Raw genomic sequence first — 15,130 nt, forward strand, 5'->3', positions numbered from 1 at the left:
GGCCCGGTCAGTCTGCCAGCGGATCTCGGCCAGGTGGCCGATGTTGCGGCGGTCGGTGCCTGCGATTTTCGAACGGTGGAGACGTTCGAGGAACTGCTGGCCCGCTGGCGGGACGCCGACGCCGAGGGCGACACCGAGGCACTGGCGCCGCTGCTCGCCGACGGCTTCCGCGGCGACGGCCCGGCCGGGCGCGTGCTCGGCAAGGACGGCTGGCCCGGCCGCGTCCCGGCGAGCGCGTTCCGGTGGACGCGCCTGCAGGTGACGCCGTCGGTCGGCGTCGCGACCGGGCACCGCGACGGCGTCGCCTGCACGGTGGTCGCCGAACGCCGGGACGGGCGCTGGCGGGTCGTCAACGTCCAGCGGGGCTCATGAGAGCTTGGTGCGCAGCACCTTTCCGGTGGCGTTGCGCGGCAGCTCGTCCAGGAACTCGACGTCGCGGGGCACCTTGTAGCGGGCCAGGTTCGCCTTGACGTAGTCGCGGATCTCGTCGGCGTCGAGGTCGGCGCCTTCGGCTTTCACCACGAACGCCTTCAGCCGCTGCCCGAACTCCGGGTCCTCGACTCCGATCACCGCCGCCTCGATCACGTCTTCGCGCTCGACCAGGAGGTTCTCCACCTCGATCGGGAACACGTTCTCGCCGCCGGAGACGATCATCTCGTCGTCGCGGCCGTCGATGAACAGCAGGCCGTCTTCGTCGAAGTGGCCGACGTCGCCGCTGGAGAGCAGGCCGTCGATGATCTCCTTGTGGCGGCCGTCGGTGTAGCCGCCGAAGCTGAGCCCGCTGCCGACGAACACGCGTCCCGTCACGTTCGGCTCGGTGATCTTCCGGCCCTTTTCGTCGTAGAGCGCCACCTTGCAGCCGACCGGCGCGCGGCCGACCGTGCCGGGGGCCTTCGCCCAGTCCTCCGGCGTCGCGACCGTCGCCACGGCGACCTCGGTGGAGCCGTAGAGGTTGTGCACGACCGGGCCGAACGCCTCGTTCGCCCGGTTGCCCAGGTCCGGCGACAGGGCCGAGCCGGCGACGAAGATGATCCGCAGCGCCGAGGTGTCGTACTTCTCCCGGACGTCCTTCGGCAGGTCGACGATGCGCTGGAGCATGGTCGGCACCAGCACGAGTGCGGTGCACTTGTGCTCGGCGACACCGCGCAGCGCCTCTTCGGGGTTGAACTTGCGCCGCATCACGACCTTCGAGCCGAGCGCGAAGGACAGGATGAACTGGGACAGACCGGTGCCGTGGAACAGCGGCGCGCCCATGTAGGTGGCCTCGTTCGACCGCAGCGGGATCCGGTCGAGGAACTGCGCCGAGGCCAGCGCGGAGGTGTGCGGCCGCGGTGCGCCCTTCGGCGTGCCGGTGGTGCCGCTGGTCAGCAGCACGAACCCGCCGGGCTTGGCCGGCGCGGGCCACGGCCGGTCGTCGGTGCTGGCGATGATCTCGTCGAGCACCGGGACGGTCCGGTCGGTCAGGTCCGAGCCCGGGTCGACCCAGGCGAGGTAGCGGTCGACGCCCTCGGGGATGGCGTCGAGCAGGCCGGTGAACTCCTGGTCGTAGACGAGCGCGGTGACGCCTTCACGCTTGGCGACGTCGCCCAGCTGCGGCTTCGCGAAACCGGTGTTCATCAGCAGCAGGCGGACGCCGAGCTTGCCCGACGCGGCCATCGTGATGACCAGCCCGCGGTGGTCCCGGCACAGCGCGGCGACGACCTGGCCCGGCTTGATCCCGCGCTCGGACCACGCCCTGGCCAGCGCGTTCGACTGGTCGTCGAGCTGTTTGTAGGTGAGCGGGCCGAGCTCGTCGACGATGCCGACGGCGGCCGGGTCGCGACGGGCGGAGATGTGGTTCGCGCCGGCGAACGGGCCGAACTTCCGCAACGCGACCAGCGAACGCACGCCCTCGTCGACCCGGGGGAAGGGAACGAGGCCCGCGCGTCGCATCACGTCGACGCTGCGCACCGTCTCGGTCACCTTGTCCGCCACCGTGGTGGCGAGCGCGACCAGGCTCATCCGGGCACCTCCGTTGCTGCGGGGAGAGAGCTGACGCCGTACCGGCGGTATGGGAGCTACTGGAGAGTAAACCAAGGGTAGGCCGAACGCACCAGCCCGCGAGCGAGCGGAAACTGGCAGCGGCATCCGGGGCTCCGCCCCGGGGCGGGGGCTCCGCCACCCGCGCCCCCGAAAAATGTCGGGGGTGGTCGGCATGATGTCCGGGTGCAGGTGATCGCAGGGCGAGAGGAGGACGGGAGCTTCAGCGTGCACACGCCGTCTTCGACGGTGAACGGCCTGAACGAGGCGGCTTTCGCGGGGCTGGCGCGGGAGCTGGAGGAGTCGATGGCGCCGCGATGGGTGTTCCCCTCGGTGGAGCGGACGTACCCGGTGCTGATGGCGGCCGGGCTGCGGGTGCGGCGATGCTACGACCTCGAGCTGGCCGAGGGGCTGTTGCTGGCGTACGAGGGCGCGGAGGAGCAGTCGCGGAGCCTGCGCGCGGCCTGGGCCAGGGCGAACGGCGAAGAACCGCCAATCGAGCAGTCCGCCGTCGAGCAGGCGCAGCCGACGCTGTTCGAGACCCGGGTGCCGACGCTGCCGGAGGGCGTGACGGTCGTCACGGCGGTGCGGCGCGTCCTCGCGGAGCAGGAGCGGCGGGTGGCGGCCACCGAGCACCCGGACCGGATGCGGGTGCTGCTGGCCGCGGAGTCGGCGAGCGCGCTGGCCGCGGCGGAGATGTCGGCCGACGGCCTGCCGTGGCGCGCCGACGTGCACGAGGCGCTGCTGGCGGCCCGGCTGGGGCCGCGCGTGCCGGCCGGGCAGCGGCCGAAGGCGCTGGTCGAGCTGGCGGCGAAGATCAGCGAGGCGTTCGGCGGGCGGCCGGTGAACCCGGACTCGCCGCCGAGCGTGGTCCGGGCGCTGGCCCGCGAAGGGATCGAGGTGCCGGCGGCGCGGAAGTACCTGCTGAAGGGGATCGACCACCCGGCGGTCGGGCCGTTGCTGGAGTACAAGGAGCTGTCGCGGCTGTACACCGCGAACGGCTGGGCGTGGCTCGAAGAGTGGGTCAGCGACGGCCGGTTCCGGCCGCACTACGTGGTCGGCGGGGTCGTGTCCGGCCGGTGGGCCAGCCGCGGCGGCGGGGCGCTGCAGATCCCGAAGGTGCTGCGGACGTGCGTCCGGGCGGACCCGGGCTGGAAGCTCGTGGTGGCCGACGCCGCCCAGCTGGAGCCCCGGGTGCTCACCGCGCTGTCGGGCGACCGCCGGCTCGCCGACGTCGCGGCGGCGACGGACCTGTACGCGCGGCTGGGCGAGGCGTTGTTTTCCGGCGCCCGCTGGGTGCCGGCGGCCGACGACGACCGCGACGACCGCGCGCGGGCGAAGATCGCGATGCTGTCGGCGATGTACGGGGGCACGTCCGGCGAAGCGGGGCCACTGCTGGGGTTGCTCCGGCAGCGCTTCCCGGACGCGGTGTCCTATGTGGAGCGTGCGGCGCAGGCGGGCGAGCGCGGCGAGCGGGTCCGGTCCCGGCTGGGCCGCACTTCACCCGCGCCGTCGGCGGCGTGGCGCGCGCTGACGGGCGGGCTGGCCTCGGACGAGGCGGCGGAGCTGAAGGCACGCCGTGCCTCGCGCGGCTGGGGCCGGTTCACCCGCAACTTCGTGGTCCAGGCGAGCGCGGCGGACATGACGGCGGTCATGCTGGCCACGCTGCGCACCCGCTTGCCTTCGCCCGCCCACCTGGTGTTCTTCCAGCACGACGAGGTGATCGTGCACACCCCGGCCGAGCTGGCCGCCTCCGTCGCCCGGTCCATCGAAGACTCGGTGACGGAGGCGGCCCGGATGCTGTTCGGCCCGGCCTGCCCGGTCCGGTTCCCGATGCAGACCGCCGCGGTCGACACCTACGCCGACGCCAAATAGCGAGTGATGCCCCGCCAATCACGCGAGAAGCCCGCCCGATCACGCGAGATCGCCGTCCAATCACGCGAGTTCCGGCTCCGCTCGCGCGAACGACCCCGCAGATACGCCATCCGACCGCTCAGGTACGCACCCCGACCGTCCAGGTACGCACGCCGACCGCCCAGGCACGCACGCCGACCGCCCAGGCACGCACGCCGACCGTCCGGGTGCGAGGCCGGCCGCTACGGGAACATCGGCAGTGTCTGGGTCACGACGTCCTGGTTCGGCAGCGTCCTCCCCGGGTTGCCGCGGAAGTCCGTCCACACCGGGTGCAGCCGGAAGTCCGCGCCCACCGCCACGGCCGTGTAGTCGCCGATGAACACGCCCTGCAGCTCCTTGCCCGTCTCCGCTCCCGTCGAGACGAACTGGACCTGCGGATTCGCCGTCTGCGTGGTGATCCGGCGGAGCGGGGACAAGCCGTCGCCCCAGCCGGTCGCGTACGCGTAGTCCAGGCCGATGCCGTTCGGGTCGTAGGCGCGCGTGTAGGTCGTCACCGCGACTCGCCCGGCGAACGCCGCCACCGCCGGGAACACCTCGTCGGCGCCCGTGCCGATCTTCACCGGCTTCGACCAGCCGTGCCGGCCGTCGGACCCGCTCAGGAACGCGTCGCCGTTCGTCTTCACCGACTCGCCGTCGCGGTACGTGCCGTTGCGGTCGTCGGCCCAGGTCACCCACAGGTGGTCGGTCACGCGGTCGTACGTCAGCTGCGGGAAGCTGTTGACGCGGAAGTTCTCGCCGGTCAGGGCGTTGTTGGCGACGTCTTCGTCGATCGGGAAGTCGAAGTCGAGCCCCACCTCGGTGTGCCGGAAGCTCCGGCCGCCGTCGCGGGAGGTCGCCACGACGACCGCGTCGTGGTCGGCGGGCTGGTCGCACGCGGCCGTCGCGCACACCGACGTCTCGTACGCGACCTGGAGCGTCCCGTCGCGGGTGACCACCGGGTTAGAGCCGCTGCCGAACGGCGTGATTCCGCCGTGGAACCCGGTCAGCGACGGCGAGATCCGCTGCATCGGCGACCACGTCCGGCCGAAGTCGCGGGACTTCGACAGCACGATCGGCGATTCGACGAACGCGCCGGATGCGTCGTAGGTGAACTGCGTCCAGGTCACGTAGACGTCCCCGGTGACCGGGTCGGCGGCGATCCACTCCTTGTCGTTGAAGATGTTCGTGGGTGTCGGCGTGCCGGCGGGCGTCACGCCGTCGAGGTGCAGGATCGCCGGGTCGCCGAAGCTGCGGCCGCCGTCGTGGGACACCGACACCGCGATGCCGCTGGCGAGCTGCTGGTCGTCCGGCACCGCCGCGCGGCTGAACACGAGCGTCGCGTAGTAGACGGTGTTGTGCGGCCCGAACGCGATCGCCGGGTCACCGGCCGCGTCCATGTAGGACAGTGGCGCCGAAGCCCCGGTCGGGTAGTCGAGGTGCGGCAGCTGGACGTTCGCCCAGCTCCGGCCGCCGTCGAACGAGGTGTAGGCGAAGCCGCCGGAGTCGTTGCGGGCCTCGCGCGTGTTGTACAGCCGGTAGTCGTTCGCCCCGGCGACGATGTTGCGCGGGTTCTCCGGGTTGACGGCGACCGTGGTCTCGTTCTGGGCCGTGCTGCACCCGGTCTGGCTGCCGGTCGGCACGATGGTGTCACCGTCGATGACGTCGGTATTCGGCGCGAGCGGCCGGTACGGGTTCGGCTTGCCGAGGTAGGTCTGGCAGAGCGCGGACAGCGCGGGGTCGTCGCTGTCCTCGTCCTCCCCCTCGGCGAACTGCTCCTTGAGCAGCGGGTTCGGGACGTCGTGCCGAGCGTCCTCGGCGAGCTTGTGCTTGCCGGCGTGCGGGCTCACCGGCAGCGGCGATCCCCCGGCGGCGGCCTGCGCGGGGTGCGCGAGGGCGAGCGGCAAAAGCAGCGCGGCGCAGGCGGCGACGATTCTTCGCCTGGCGGACGAAACACCCAAGGACATCGGAAAGTCCTTTCCCAGGAAGGTCTCCAGCCGACCCAGGCTTGTCCGGCGGGCGCACCCGGTCAACCGACGGAAGTGGGGAGCCGGACATACCCGGCGTCACCCCAGTGCGTCGTCCAAAGCCTTCGTGATCCGCTTCAGGGACACCGGATACGCCGTTCCCAGCGTTTGCGCGAAGAACGAAACCCGCAGTTCCTCGATCATCCACCGCACCTCGCGCAACGCCGGCGATGACGTTCCCGGCGGCAGCGATGCCAAGGCGTCGGTGTACTCGCGGGTGATCCACGCGATGTCCGCCGTCCGCTGCAGGTCGCGGGTCGGCTCCGAAACCAATTTCTCCAGCCGCCGGGAAATTCCCTGCAGGTAGCGCACCACGTGACGCAGTCGCGCCGCGCCCGTCTCCGTCACGAAGCCCGGGTACACCAGGCCCGCCAGCTGGGCGCGGATGTCCGCCAGGGAGTCCGCCGGACCGCGGGTCGACGGCAGCTGGACCTCGACGTCGTTCGCCGCGCGGAGGATCTTCTCCACGTCCGTCAGCACCGCCAGCACTTCCGGGTGCAGGCCCGCCCGGACCTTCTCCAGCAGCACCTTGAAGCCGGTCTCGTCGAACACCGGGCCGCCGCCGGCCGCCATCAGGGCGTCGACCGCGCAGTCGACGCAGTCCTCGAGCAGCGCCGCGACGCTGCCGTGCGGGTTGCGGTTCAGCACCAGCTTCGACGAATTGGACAGCGACCGCGTGATGAACTTCATCGGCGAGCTCAGGTTCAGCCGCAGCATCCGCCGCGTACCCGCCCACATCGCGTGTTCCTGCTCGGCCGGGGTGTCCAGCAGGCGCACCGCCACCGACGCGCCCTCGTCGACCAGCGCCGGGTACGCCTTGACGTCGTGCCCGCGCTGGGTCGACTCGAACACCTTCGGCAGCGAACCGAACGACGGTTTCGTCAGCCCGGCCTTCTCGAGGGTGTTGGCCGCCTTGGAGATCGTCGCGCGGACCTTCGGCGCCAGCCGCCGTTGCAGCTCCGCGATGTCCTTGCCTTCGGCGACGCGCTTACCGCGCTCGTCGACCACGCGGAACGTCATCTTCAGGTGCTCGGGCACCGAGGAAAGGTCCCAGTCCGCATAGGGCACCGTGATCCCGCGCAGCGCCCGCAGCTCGCGGCCGAGCACCTCCAGCAGCGGACCGTCCGAAGGGGACACTCGCGAAAGGACGTCCCGCGCGGTGTCCGGCGCCGGGACGAAGTTGCGGCGCAGCGCCTTCGGCAGCGACTTGATCAGCTGCGTCACCAGTTCCGCACGCAGTCCCGGCACCTGCCAGTCGAAGCCGTCCGGCGTCACCTGGTTGAGCACCGGCAGCGGGATGTGCACGGTGACGCCGTCGGCGTCCGCGCCCGGCTCGAACTGGTAGGTCAGCTTGAAGACCTGCGTGCCCTGCGTCCACGAGTCGGGGTAGTCGCCCTCGCGGACACTGCCCGCGGACTCGTTGATGAGCATGGACTTCTCGAACGACAGCAGGTCCGGGTCGGTGTGCCGCGCCTTCTTCCACCAGCTGTCGAAGTGGCGCACCGAGACGACGTCCGCCGGGACCCGGGCGTCGTAGAACTCGTACAGCGTCTGGTCGTCGACCAGGATGTCGCGCCGCCGCGCGCGGTTCTCGAGGTCCTCGACCTCCTCCAGCAGTGCGCGGTTCTCGGCGAAGAAGTGGTGGCGCGTCTGCCAATCCCCTTCGACCAGCGCGTGCCGGATGAACAGCGCCCGCGACATCTCCGGGTCGATGCGGCCGTAGTTGACGCGGCGGTCGGCGATCAGCGGGACGCCGTACAGCGTCACCTTTTCGGTCGCGATCACCGCGCCCTGCTTGCGTTCCCAGTGCGGCTCGGAATACGACCGCTTGACGACGTGCTGGGCCAGCGGCTCGACCCACTCGGGCTCGATGCGCGCGTTGACCCGCGCCCACAGCCGGGACGTCTCGACCAGCTCCGCCGACATCACCCAGCGCGGCTGCTTCTTGAACAACGCCGACCCCGGGAACACGCCGAACCGGGCGCCCCGCGCGCCCAGGTAGTCGCCCTTCGCCGGGTCCTTGAGCCCGATGTGCGAGAGCAGCCCGGCGATCAGCGACGTGTGCACGCGCTGCGGGTCGGCCGGTGCGGTGTTCGTGTTCAGCGAGATGCCGAGCGGCTTGGCCAGCTGACGCAGCTGGCTGAAGATGTCCTGCCACTCGCGCAGGCGCAGGTAGTTCAGGTACTCGGTGCGGCACATGCGCCGGAACTGGTTGCCGGACAACGTCTTCTGCTGCTCGGCGACGTACTCCCACAGGTTCAGGTAGGCGAGGAAGTCCGACGTCGGGTCGGCGAACCGGGCGTGCTGGGCGTCGGCCGCTTGCTGCTTCTCGGCCGGGCGCTCGCGCGGGTCCTGAATGGACAAACCCGCCGCGATGATCATGACCTCGCGGACACAGCCGTTCTTCGCCGCCTCCAGCACCATCCGGCCCATCCGCGGGTCGACGGGCAGCTGCGCGAGCTTGCGGCCGATGTCGGTGAGCCGCCGGTCCGAGGAACTGACGCTGTCGAACGCGCCGAGTTCCTGCAGCAGGCCGATGCCGTCGCTGACCTGGCGGCGGTCCGGCGGTTCGACGAACGGGAACGCGGCGATGTCGCCGAGGCCCAGCGAAGTCATCTGCAGGATGACCGACGCGAGGTTGGTCCGCAGGATTTCGGGATCGGTGAACTCGGGCCGGCTCTCGAAGTCCTCTTCGGAATAGAGCCGGATGCAGATGCCGTCGGACGTCCGGCCGCAGCGGCCCTTGCGCTGGTTCGCCGACGCCTGCGACACCGGCTCGATCGGCAGCCGCTGCACCTTCGTGCGGTGGCTGTAGCGCGAGATCCGCGCGGTGCCCGGGTCGACGACGTACTTGATGCCCGGCACGGTCAGCGACGTCTCGGCGACGTTCGTCGCGAGCACCACCCGGCGCCCGGTGTGGGACTGGAAGATGCGCTGCTGCTCGGCCGACGACAGCCGCGCGTACAGCGGCAGGACCTCGGTGTTGCGCAGGTTCGCGCGGTTGAGGACGTCGGCGGTGTCGCGGATCTCGCGCTCGCCGGAGAGGAACACCAGGATGTCGCCGGGCCCTTCGGCGCAGAGCTCCTCGACGGCGTCGAGGATGCCCTGGGTCTGGTCGCGTTCGTCGGCGTCTTCCGAGGGGTCGTTCGGGTCGACGAGCGGCCGGTAGCGCACCTCGACCGGGTACGTCCGGCCGGAGACCTCGACGATCGGCGCGTCGTCGAAGTGCTTCGAGAACCGCTCCGGGTCGATCGTCGCCGAGGTGATGATGACCTTGAGGTCGGGGCGGCGCGGCAGCAGCTGCTTGAGGTAGCCGAGGATGAAGTCGATGTTGAGGCTGCGCTCGTGGGCCTCGTCGATGATCAGCGTGTCGTACTGGCGCAGCGACCGGTCGGTCTGGATCTCGGCCAGCAGGATGCCGTCGGTCATCAGCTTGACCAGCGTGTCCTGCCCGGACTGGTCGGTGAACCGGACCTTGTAGCCGACGGCGTCGCCGAGCTCGGTGTGCAGTTCGCTCGCGATCCGGTCGGCGACCGTGCGCGCGGCCAGCCGCCGGGGCTGGGTGTGCCCGATCTGGCCGCGGATGCCGCGGCCGAGCTCGAGGCAGATCTTCGGCAGCTGGGTGGTCTTGCCCGAGCCGGTCTCCCCCGCGACGATCACGACCTGGTGCTTGTCGATCGCGGCGGCGATCTCGTCCTTGAGCTTGCTGACCGGCAGCTCTTCGGGGTATTCGATCTTGGGCACGCTCTCGCGCCGCGACTGGACGCGCAGCTCCGCCTTGTCGACGTCGGCGGCGATCTGCGCGAGCACGGAGTCGCGGTTGCGGGCCTTGCGGGCGCCTTCGAGCCGGCGACGCAGCCGCTGCTCGTCGCGCGGCATCAGCTCGGGCAGGCGCGCACGCAGCGCTTCAAAGGGAGATGGCGTGGACATTCTTGGGCCAAGGATAGCCGTGTGTGACGAACCCGGCCTCCGAATATCCCCGGCGCGTGACCGGGCGCACGCCGAAGGCCCCCTCGCGGGCGGCGAGGGGGCCTTCGAAAACGCGCGTCAGCCGGGCCGGCCGGGCTGCTGCGGCGACTGGACCGGCGCCTGCTGCGGCGCCTTCTTGGCCCGGCCGAGCGCCACCGACCCGCCGATCAGCGCGAGGCCGACCAGTCCGAGGACGATGCCGAACAGCGGCTGCATGTCGCTGGCCCAGGACAGGATCCGGAACTCGTAGTCGAACTGCTCGAGGATGATCGTGCCGAACCCGAGCACGGCGCACAGCACGCCGATCCGCATCATGATCGAAGACATGGGAAAACCCCCTCGTGAAAAGACTGATGGAACCACCGGTCCGTCCCCGAGCGGCCGTGGCGAGGCAGAACCGTAGCGGCCCCGGACCCCGCTGTCGCCGGAAATCCCGATTCGTTACCTCACGTACGCTGCACCGAATCCGGCCCCAGGTCGGCGAGCGTGCGGTGGCCGGACAACCCCATGGTCAGGTCGAAGTCCGCCAGCAGGCTGCGCAGGACGTGCCGGACGCCGTCCTCGCCCGCGTGGGCCAGGCCGTACACCCACGGGCGGCCGACCAGGACCGCCCGCGCGCCCAGGGCCAGCGCCTTGAGCACGTCGGCCCCGGTGCGGATGCCCGAGTCGAACAGCACCTCCATCCGGTCGCCGACCGCCGCGACGATGCCCGGGAGGGCCTCCAGGGCGCCGAGCGCGCCGTCGACCTGGCGGCCGCCGTGGTTCGAGACCACGATGCCGTCCATGCCCGCCTCGGCCGCGCGGCGTGCGTCCCCGACGTGCTGGATGCCCTTGAGCACGATCGGGCCGTCCCAGTGCTCGCGCAGGAACGGCAGCTGGTCCCAGGTCCGGTCGGTGCCGGTGAGCATGCCGATCCAGCGCAGGATCGCCATGTTCAGGTCCTCCTCCGGCGTCTTCTCCAGCAGGCCGCGGAACACCGGGTCGGTGAACGGGACCGCGCAGCCCTCGCCCTTGAGGAACGGCAGGTACGCCTGGTCCAGATCGGACGGTCGCCAGGCGAGCGTCCACGTGTCGAGGGTGACGACGAGCGCGGTGTACCCGGCGTTCTTCGCCCGGGTCAGCAGGCTCGCGCAGACGTCGTTATCGCCGGGCCAGTACAGCTGGAACCAGCGCGGGCCGTCGCCGTTGGCCGCGGCGACGTCCTCGATGCCGGTCGACGACGCCGTGGAGAGGATGAACGGCAGGCCGACCGACGCGGCGGCGCGGGCGGTCGCGGACTCGGCGTCCGGGTGGACGATCGACTGGACGCCGACCGGCGCGACGGCCACCGGCGCCGGCAGCCGGGTGCCGAGCACCGTCGTGGCCAGGTCGCGGTCGGTGGCACCGGTGAGCATCCGGGGCACGATCCGCCAGCGGTCGAACGCCTCGCGGTTGGCGCGGGCGGTCGCGCCGGAGCCGGCCGCCCCCGCGACGTAGGAGAACGGCCCGGGCGCCATGATTTCGCGCGCCGACGCCTCGAGCTTCGTCGCGTCGGTCGAGCACGGCGGCAGCTGACCACCGAGTCCCTGCAGGTAGATCTCGTTCTGGTAGCTGCCGAAGCGTTCGGTCACGGTTGCCTCCTCGCGTTCGAGGGGGCACTGTACCCGCCGGTAGTTCATCCGGCGCCGGGAAGTGACCGGTGGGTAACCTGAGCCGCGTCGACGTCCCCCCGAAGGAGCCGCCATGCGCGCGTACGACGTGGTCCTGTTCGGCGCCACCGGGTTCACCGGCGGCCTGACCGCCGAGTACCTGGCCCGGCACGCGCCGGCCGGCCTGCGCTGGGCGCTGGCCGGGCGCAACCGGGGCAAGCTCGAAGCCGTCCGGACCCGGCTCGCCGGGATCGACGACCGGTTCGGCTCGCTCGACCTGCTCGTCGCCGACTCCGGCGACCGGGCGTCGCTGGTGGCGGTCGCCTCGTCGGCGAAGGTGGTGATCACGACCGTCGGCCCGTACCTGACGCACGGCGAGCCGCTGGTGGCCGCGTGCGCCGAGGCGGGCACCGACTACGTCGACCTGACCGGCGAGCCCGAGTTCGTCGACCGGATGTACCTCGCGCACGACCGGCGGGCCCGCGAGACCGGCGCGCGGCTGGTGCACGCGTGCGGGTTCGACTCGATCCCGCACGACCTCGGCGCGTGGTTCACCGTGCAGCAGCTGCCCGAAGGCGTGCCGCTGCGGGTCGACGGCTACGTCCGGGCCGGCGGGATGCCCTCGGGGGGCACGTTCCTCAGCGCGCTGACCATCATGTCCCGCCTGCCGGCCGGAGCACGGGCGGCCCGCGAGCGGGCGGCGGCCGAGCCCCGGCCGGCCGGGCGGTTCGCGCGAGCCCCGCTCGGGCGCCCGCACCGGGTCGCCGACCCGGGCTGGTGGGCGGTGCCGCTGCCGACGATCGACGCCGAGGTCGTCCGCCGGTCGGCGGCCGCGTCCGCGCGGTACGGGCCGGACTTCACCTACCGGCACTTCGCCGCGGTGAAGCACCTGCCGGTGCTGGCGGGCGGCGTGGCCGGGGCGGGCGCCCTGCTCGCCGCGGCCCAGGTCCCGCCGGCCCGGCACGCGCTGTCCCGGCTGCTGGCGCCGGGCAACGGCCCGAGCCCCGAGCGGCGCGCGCGGTCGTGGTTCTCGGTGCGGTTCGTGGGCGAGGGCGGCGGCTCCCGGGTGGTGACGGAGGTCTCCGGCGGCGACCCGGGCTACGACGAGACGGCGAAGATGCTCGCGGAGTCGGCGCTGTGCCTGGCGACGGACGAGCTTCCCCCGACGTCCGGCCAGGTGACCACGGCGACCGCGATGGGCGGCGCGCTGGTGGACCGGCTCACCAAGGCGGGGATCCGCTTCACGACGCACTGACCGGGTTCCCGTATCCGGAAGGCAATGAATGACTCATTCCTGGCGTCGGACGCCAGGAATGAGTCATTCATTGCGGTCCTCAGGAGGCGTGCGCACTGCTGGCCTCGTAGTCGGCTTCGCGGAACTCGCCGACCTGCGCACGCAGCCGCCCGGTGGAGAACGGCCAGCTGAAACTGTTGCGCCCGTTGACATCCGTGTAATAACTCGAACAACCGCCGGACTGGTAGACCGTGCCCGGCAGGGCCGCCTGGACCTGCGCGTTGAACGCCGCCTGCACCTCCGGGCGGACCGACAGCGACGTGCCCGCGGAACGCAGTGTCCGGGTCACCGCCGCCACCGTGTGCCGCAGCTGCGCCTCGACGATCGTGAACGCCGACGAGTGCCCGGTGCCGAGGCTGGGCCCGAGCAGCAGGTACAGGTTCGGGAACCCGGCCACGGACGTCCCCGCGTACGCCCGCGGGCTGCCCTTCCAGTGGTCGTCGAGGCTGCGGCCGTCGGCGTCGAACACCCGCGCCGACACCGGCATGTCGAGGATGTGGAAGCCGGTTCCGAAGATGATCGCGTCGACCTCGGCCGACGAGCCGTCCGCGCCCAGCACGCGAGGACCGTCCACCGCGCGCACGGCGGTCGGGTGAACGTCCACATGGGACTGCGTCAGCGTCCGGTAGTAGGTGTTGGACATCAGCAGGCGCTTGCAGCCGAGCGTGTAGTCCGGCGTCAACGCCCGGCGCAGCAACGGATCCCGCACGGCGAACCGCAGGTGGGCGAGCCCGATCTTCTGCACCTGCCGCAGCAGCCACGGGTGCCGGAAGCCGAATCCGAGCGTCTCCATCAGGCCGTACTCGGTGCCGCGCAGCGCCCGCTGCAGCACCGGGAACCGCCGCAGCAGGAACCGCTCGACACCGGGCACGTGGTGGTCCGGCTTCGGCAGGACCCACTGCGCGGTGCGCTGGAACAGGTGCAGGCGCGCCACGCGCGGCACGATCTCCGGGACGAACTGGACCGCGGACGCGCCGGTGCCGATCACCGCGACCCGCTTGCCGGCCAGGTCGTAGCCGTGGTTCCAGCGCGCGGAGTGGAAGACCTCGCCGGGGAACCCGGCCAGCCCCGGCAGGTCCGGGACCAGCGGTTCGTGCCAGGGACCGGTGCCGGCGACCAGGATCCGCGCGGTGTACGGCCCCTTCGACGTCTCGAGCTCCCAAAGGGACTGCCGGGGGTTCCACTGCGCACGCGTCACTTCGACGCCGTAACGGATCTTCCCGGTGACGCCGAAGCGCGCGGCGGTGTCCTGCAGGTAGGCCCGGATCTCGGCCTGGCCCGCGAACGCGCGCGTCCACTCGGGATTGGGCGCGAAGGAGTAGGAGTACAGCGCGGACGGGACGTCGCAGGCGCAGCCGGGGTAGGTGTTGTCGCGCCAGGTTCCGCCGAGCGCGCCGGCCTTCTCGAGCACGGCGAGATCGCCGACGCCGGCCTGCGTGAGGCGGATGGCGGCCCCCAGCCCCGAGGCCCCGGCACCGACGACGAGGACCGCGAAGTGACGTTGTTCCATTTTCGGAGACTAACAGTATCCGAAAACCATCGGTACCCCAATTCCGAAGTTCGCTAGAGTGCCCGCATGGCCCGACTCACCCGCGCGGAAAGCCAGGCACGCACCCGCGAGCAGCTGATCGAGACCGCCAAGCTCCTGTTCCTGCGCGATGGCTACTCGGTGACGTCGCTGGAGAAGGTCGCCGACGAGGCGGGGTACTCGAAGGGCGCGGTGTACTCGAACTTCCGCAGCAAGGACGAGCTCTGCCTCACGGTCCTCGACCGCATCCACGACGAGCAGGTCGCCCTGATCGCCGAGGCGCTGGCCGGCGCCGACGGAATGGAAGGCCTGCTGACGGCGTTCCAGACCTGGGCCGAGCGCAGCATCGGCGACGAGGCCTGGACCGCCCTGGAAGTCGAGTTCGCGACGAACGCGCGGCGCGACCCGCACGTACGCGCCGAGCTGGCCGCGCGCGACAAGGCCATCCGCGAAACCATCGCCGGCCTGCTCACCGGGTACGCCGAGCGGTTCGGGATCACGCTCCCCATGTCGGCCGACGACGCCGCGACGGCCCTGCTCAGCCTGGGCATCGGGCTCGGCGTCCAACGTGCGATCGACCCGACGATCCCGGTGTCCGTGCTGCCGGACGTTATCCGCCTGTTCGCTGGGGCGCGCTGAGAAGTCCTTTGCGGACCCTCGAAAAGTGGTCTGGACCGTTCACGAACATGAACGGATTCCACCTCTTGTGGAGCTCGCTGACTCTTCGCTACCGTGTCGCTACGCCGCAGCTCCACCCGCATCACCCGTACCGCCG

The 15,130-nt window shown here is 71.4% G+C and carries 10 protein-coding genes; 4 read left to right on the forward strand and 6 right to left on the reverse strand.

What is annotated here, in order from left to right:
* Nucleotides 1-75 precede the first annotated feature (75 nt).
* Entirely contained in the window at nucleotides 76-372 is a 297-nt protein-coding gene (locus tag IE317_RS24495) for a nuclear transport factor 2 family protein (RefSeq protein WP_191313679.1), read from the forward strand.
* Here IE317_RS24495 and IE317_RS24500 read toward each other — a convergent pair.
* Complete coding sequence (locus IE317_RS24500; RefSeq protein WP_191313680.1) at nucleotides 367-2,001, reverse strand: acyl-CoA synthetase; 1,635 nt, start codon at nucleotides 1,999-2,001, stop codon at nucleotides 367-369. The genes IE317_RS24495 and IE317_RS24500 overlap by 6 nt on opposite strands.
* 204 nt (nucleotides 2,002-2,205) lie before the next feature.
* Between IE317_RS24500 and IE317_RS24505 the strand changes: the two genes are divergently transcribed.
* Entirely contained in the window at nucleotides 2,206-3,894 is a 1,689-nt protein-coding gene (locus IE317_RS24505; protein WP_191313681.1) for a bifunctional 3'-5' exonuclease/DNA polymerase, read from the forward strand.
* 221 nt (nucleotides 3,895-4,115) lie between these two features.
* Here the strand turns inward: IE317_RS24505 and IE317_RS24510 are convergent, their stop codons facing one another.
* From IE317_RS24510 to IE317_RS24525, 4 genes are all read right to left on the reverse strand, one after another.
* The gene (locus tag IE317_RS24510; RefSeq protein ID WP_191313682.1) at nucleotides 4,116-5,876 is read right to left on the reverse strand and encodes a sialidase family protein; all 1,761 of its coding nucleotides are present in this window, start codon (nucleotides 5,874-5,876) and stop codon (nucleotides 4,116-4,118) included.
* Between the two features lie 99 nt (nucleotides 5,877-5,975).
* Nucleotides 5,976-9,815, reverse strand: coding sequence for an ATP-dependent RNA helicase HrpA (gene hrpA / locus IE317_RS24515; protein ID WP_444859546.1), 3,840 nt, complete (start codon nucleotides 9,813-9,815; stop codon nucleotides 5,976-5,978).
* Nucleotides 9,816-9,983: 168 nt separating this feature from the next.
* Nucleotides 9,984-10,232 (reverse strand): hypothetical protein, encoded by a 249-nt coding sequence (locus tag IE317_RS24520; protein WP_191313684.1) that lies wholly within the window; start codon nucleotides 10,230-10,232, stop codon nucleotides 9,984-9,986.
* A gap of 119 nt (nucleotides 10,233-10,351) precedes the next feature.
* A complete protein-coding gene (locus IE317_RS24525) occupies nucleotides 10,352-11,515 on the reverse strand; it encodes a lactate 2-monooxygenase (RefSeq protein WP_191313685.1) in 1,164 nt (387 codons plus the stop codon).
* A 112-nt stretch (nucleotides 11,516-11,627) separates the two neighbouring features.
* Here IE317_RS24525 and IE317_RS24530 point away from each other — a divergent pair, with 112 nt between their 5' ends.
* Nucleotides 11,628-12,788, forward strand: coding sequence for a saccharopine dehydrogenase family protein (locus IE317_RS24530; RefSeq protein WP_191313686.1), 1,161 nt, complete (start codon nucleotides 11,628-11,630; stop codon nucleotides 12,786-12,788).
* A gap of 79 nt (nucleotides 12,789-12,867) precedes the next feature.
* Here IE317_RS24530 and IE317_RS24535 read toward each other — a convergent pair whose 3' ends face one another.
* Nucleotides 12,868-14,337 (reverse strand): flavin-containing monooxygenase, encoded by a 1,470-nt coding sequence (locus IE317_RS24535; RefSeq protein ID WP_191313687.1) that lies wholly within the window; start codon nucleotides 14,335-14,337, stop codon nucleotides 12,868-12,870.
* 66 nt (nucleotides 14,338-14,403) lie between these two features.
* On the opposite strand from IE317_RS24535, the gene IE317_RS24540 reads away from it, so the two are divergent.
* Complete coding sequence (locus IE317_RS24540; protein ID WP_191313688.1) at nucleotides 14,404-14,994, forward strand: TetR/AcrR family transcriptional regulator; 591 nt, start codon at nucleotides 14,404-14,406, stop codon at nucleotides 14,992-14,994.
* Nucleotides 14,995-15,130: the final 136 nt, after the last annotated feature.

Source organism: Amycolatopsis bullii, from assembly GCF_014654205.1.
GTDB lineage: Bacteria > Actinomycetota > Actinomycetes > Mycobacteriales > Pseudonocardiaceae > Amycolatopsis > Amycolatopsis plumensis.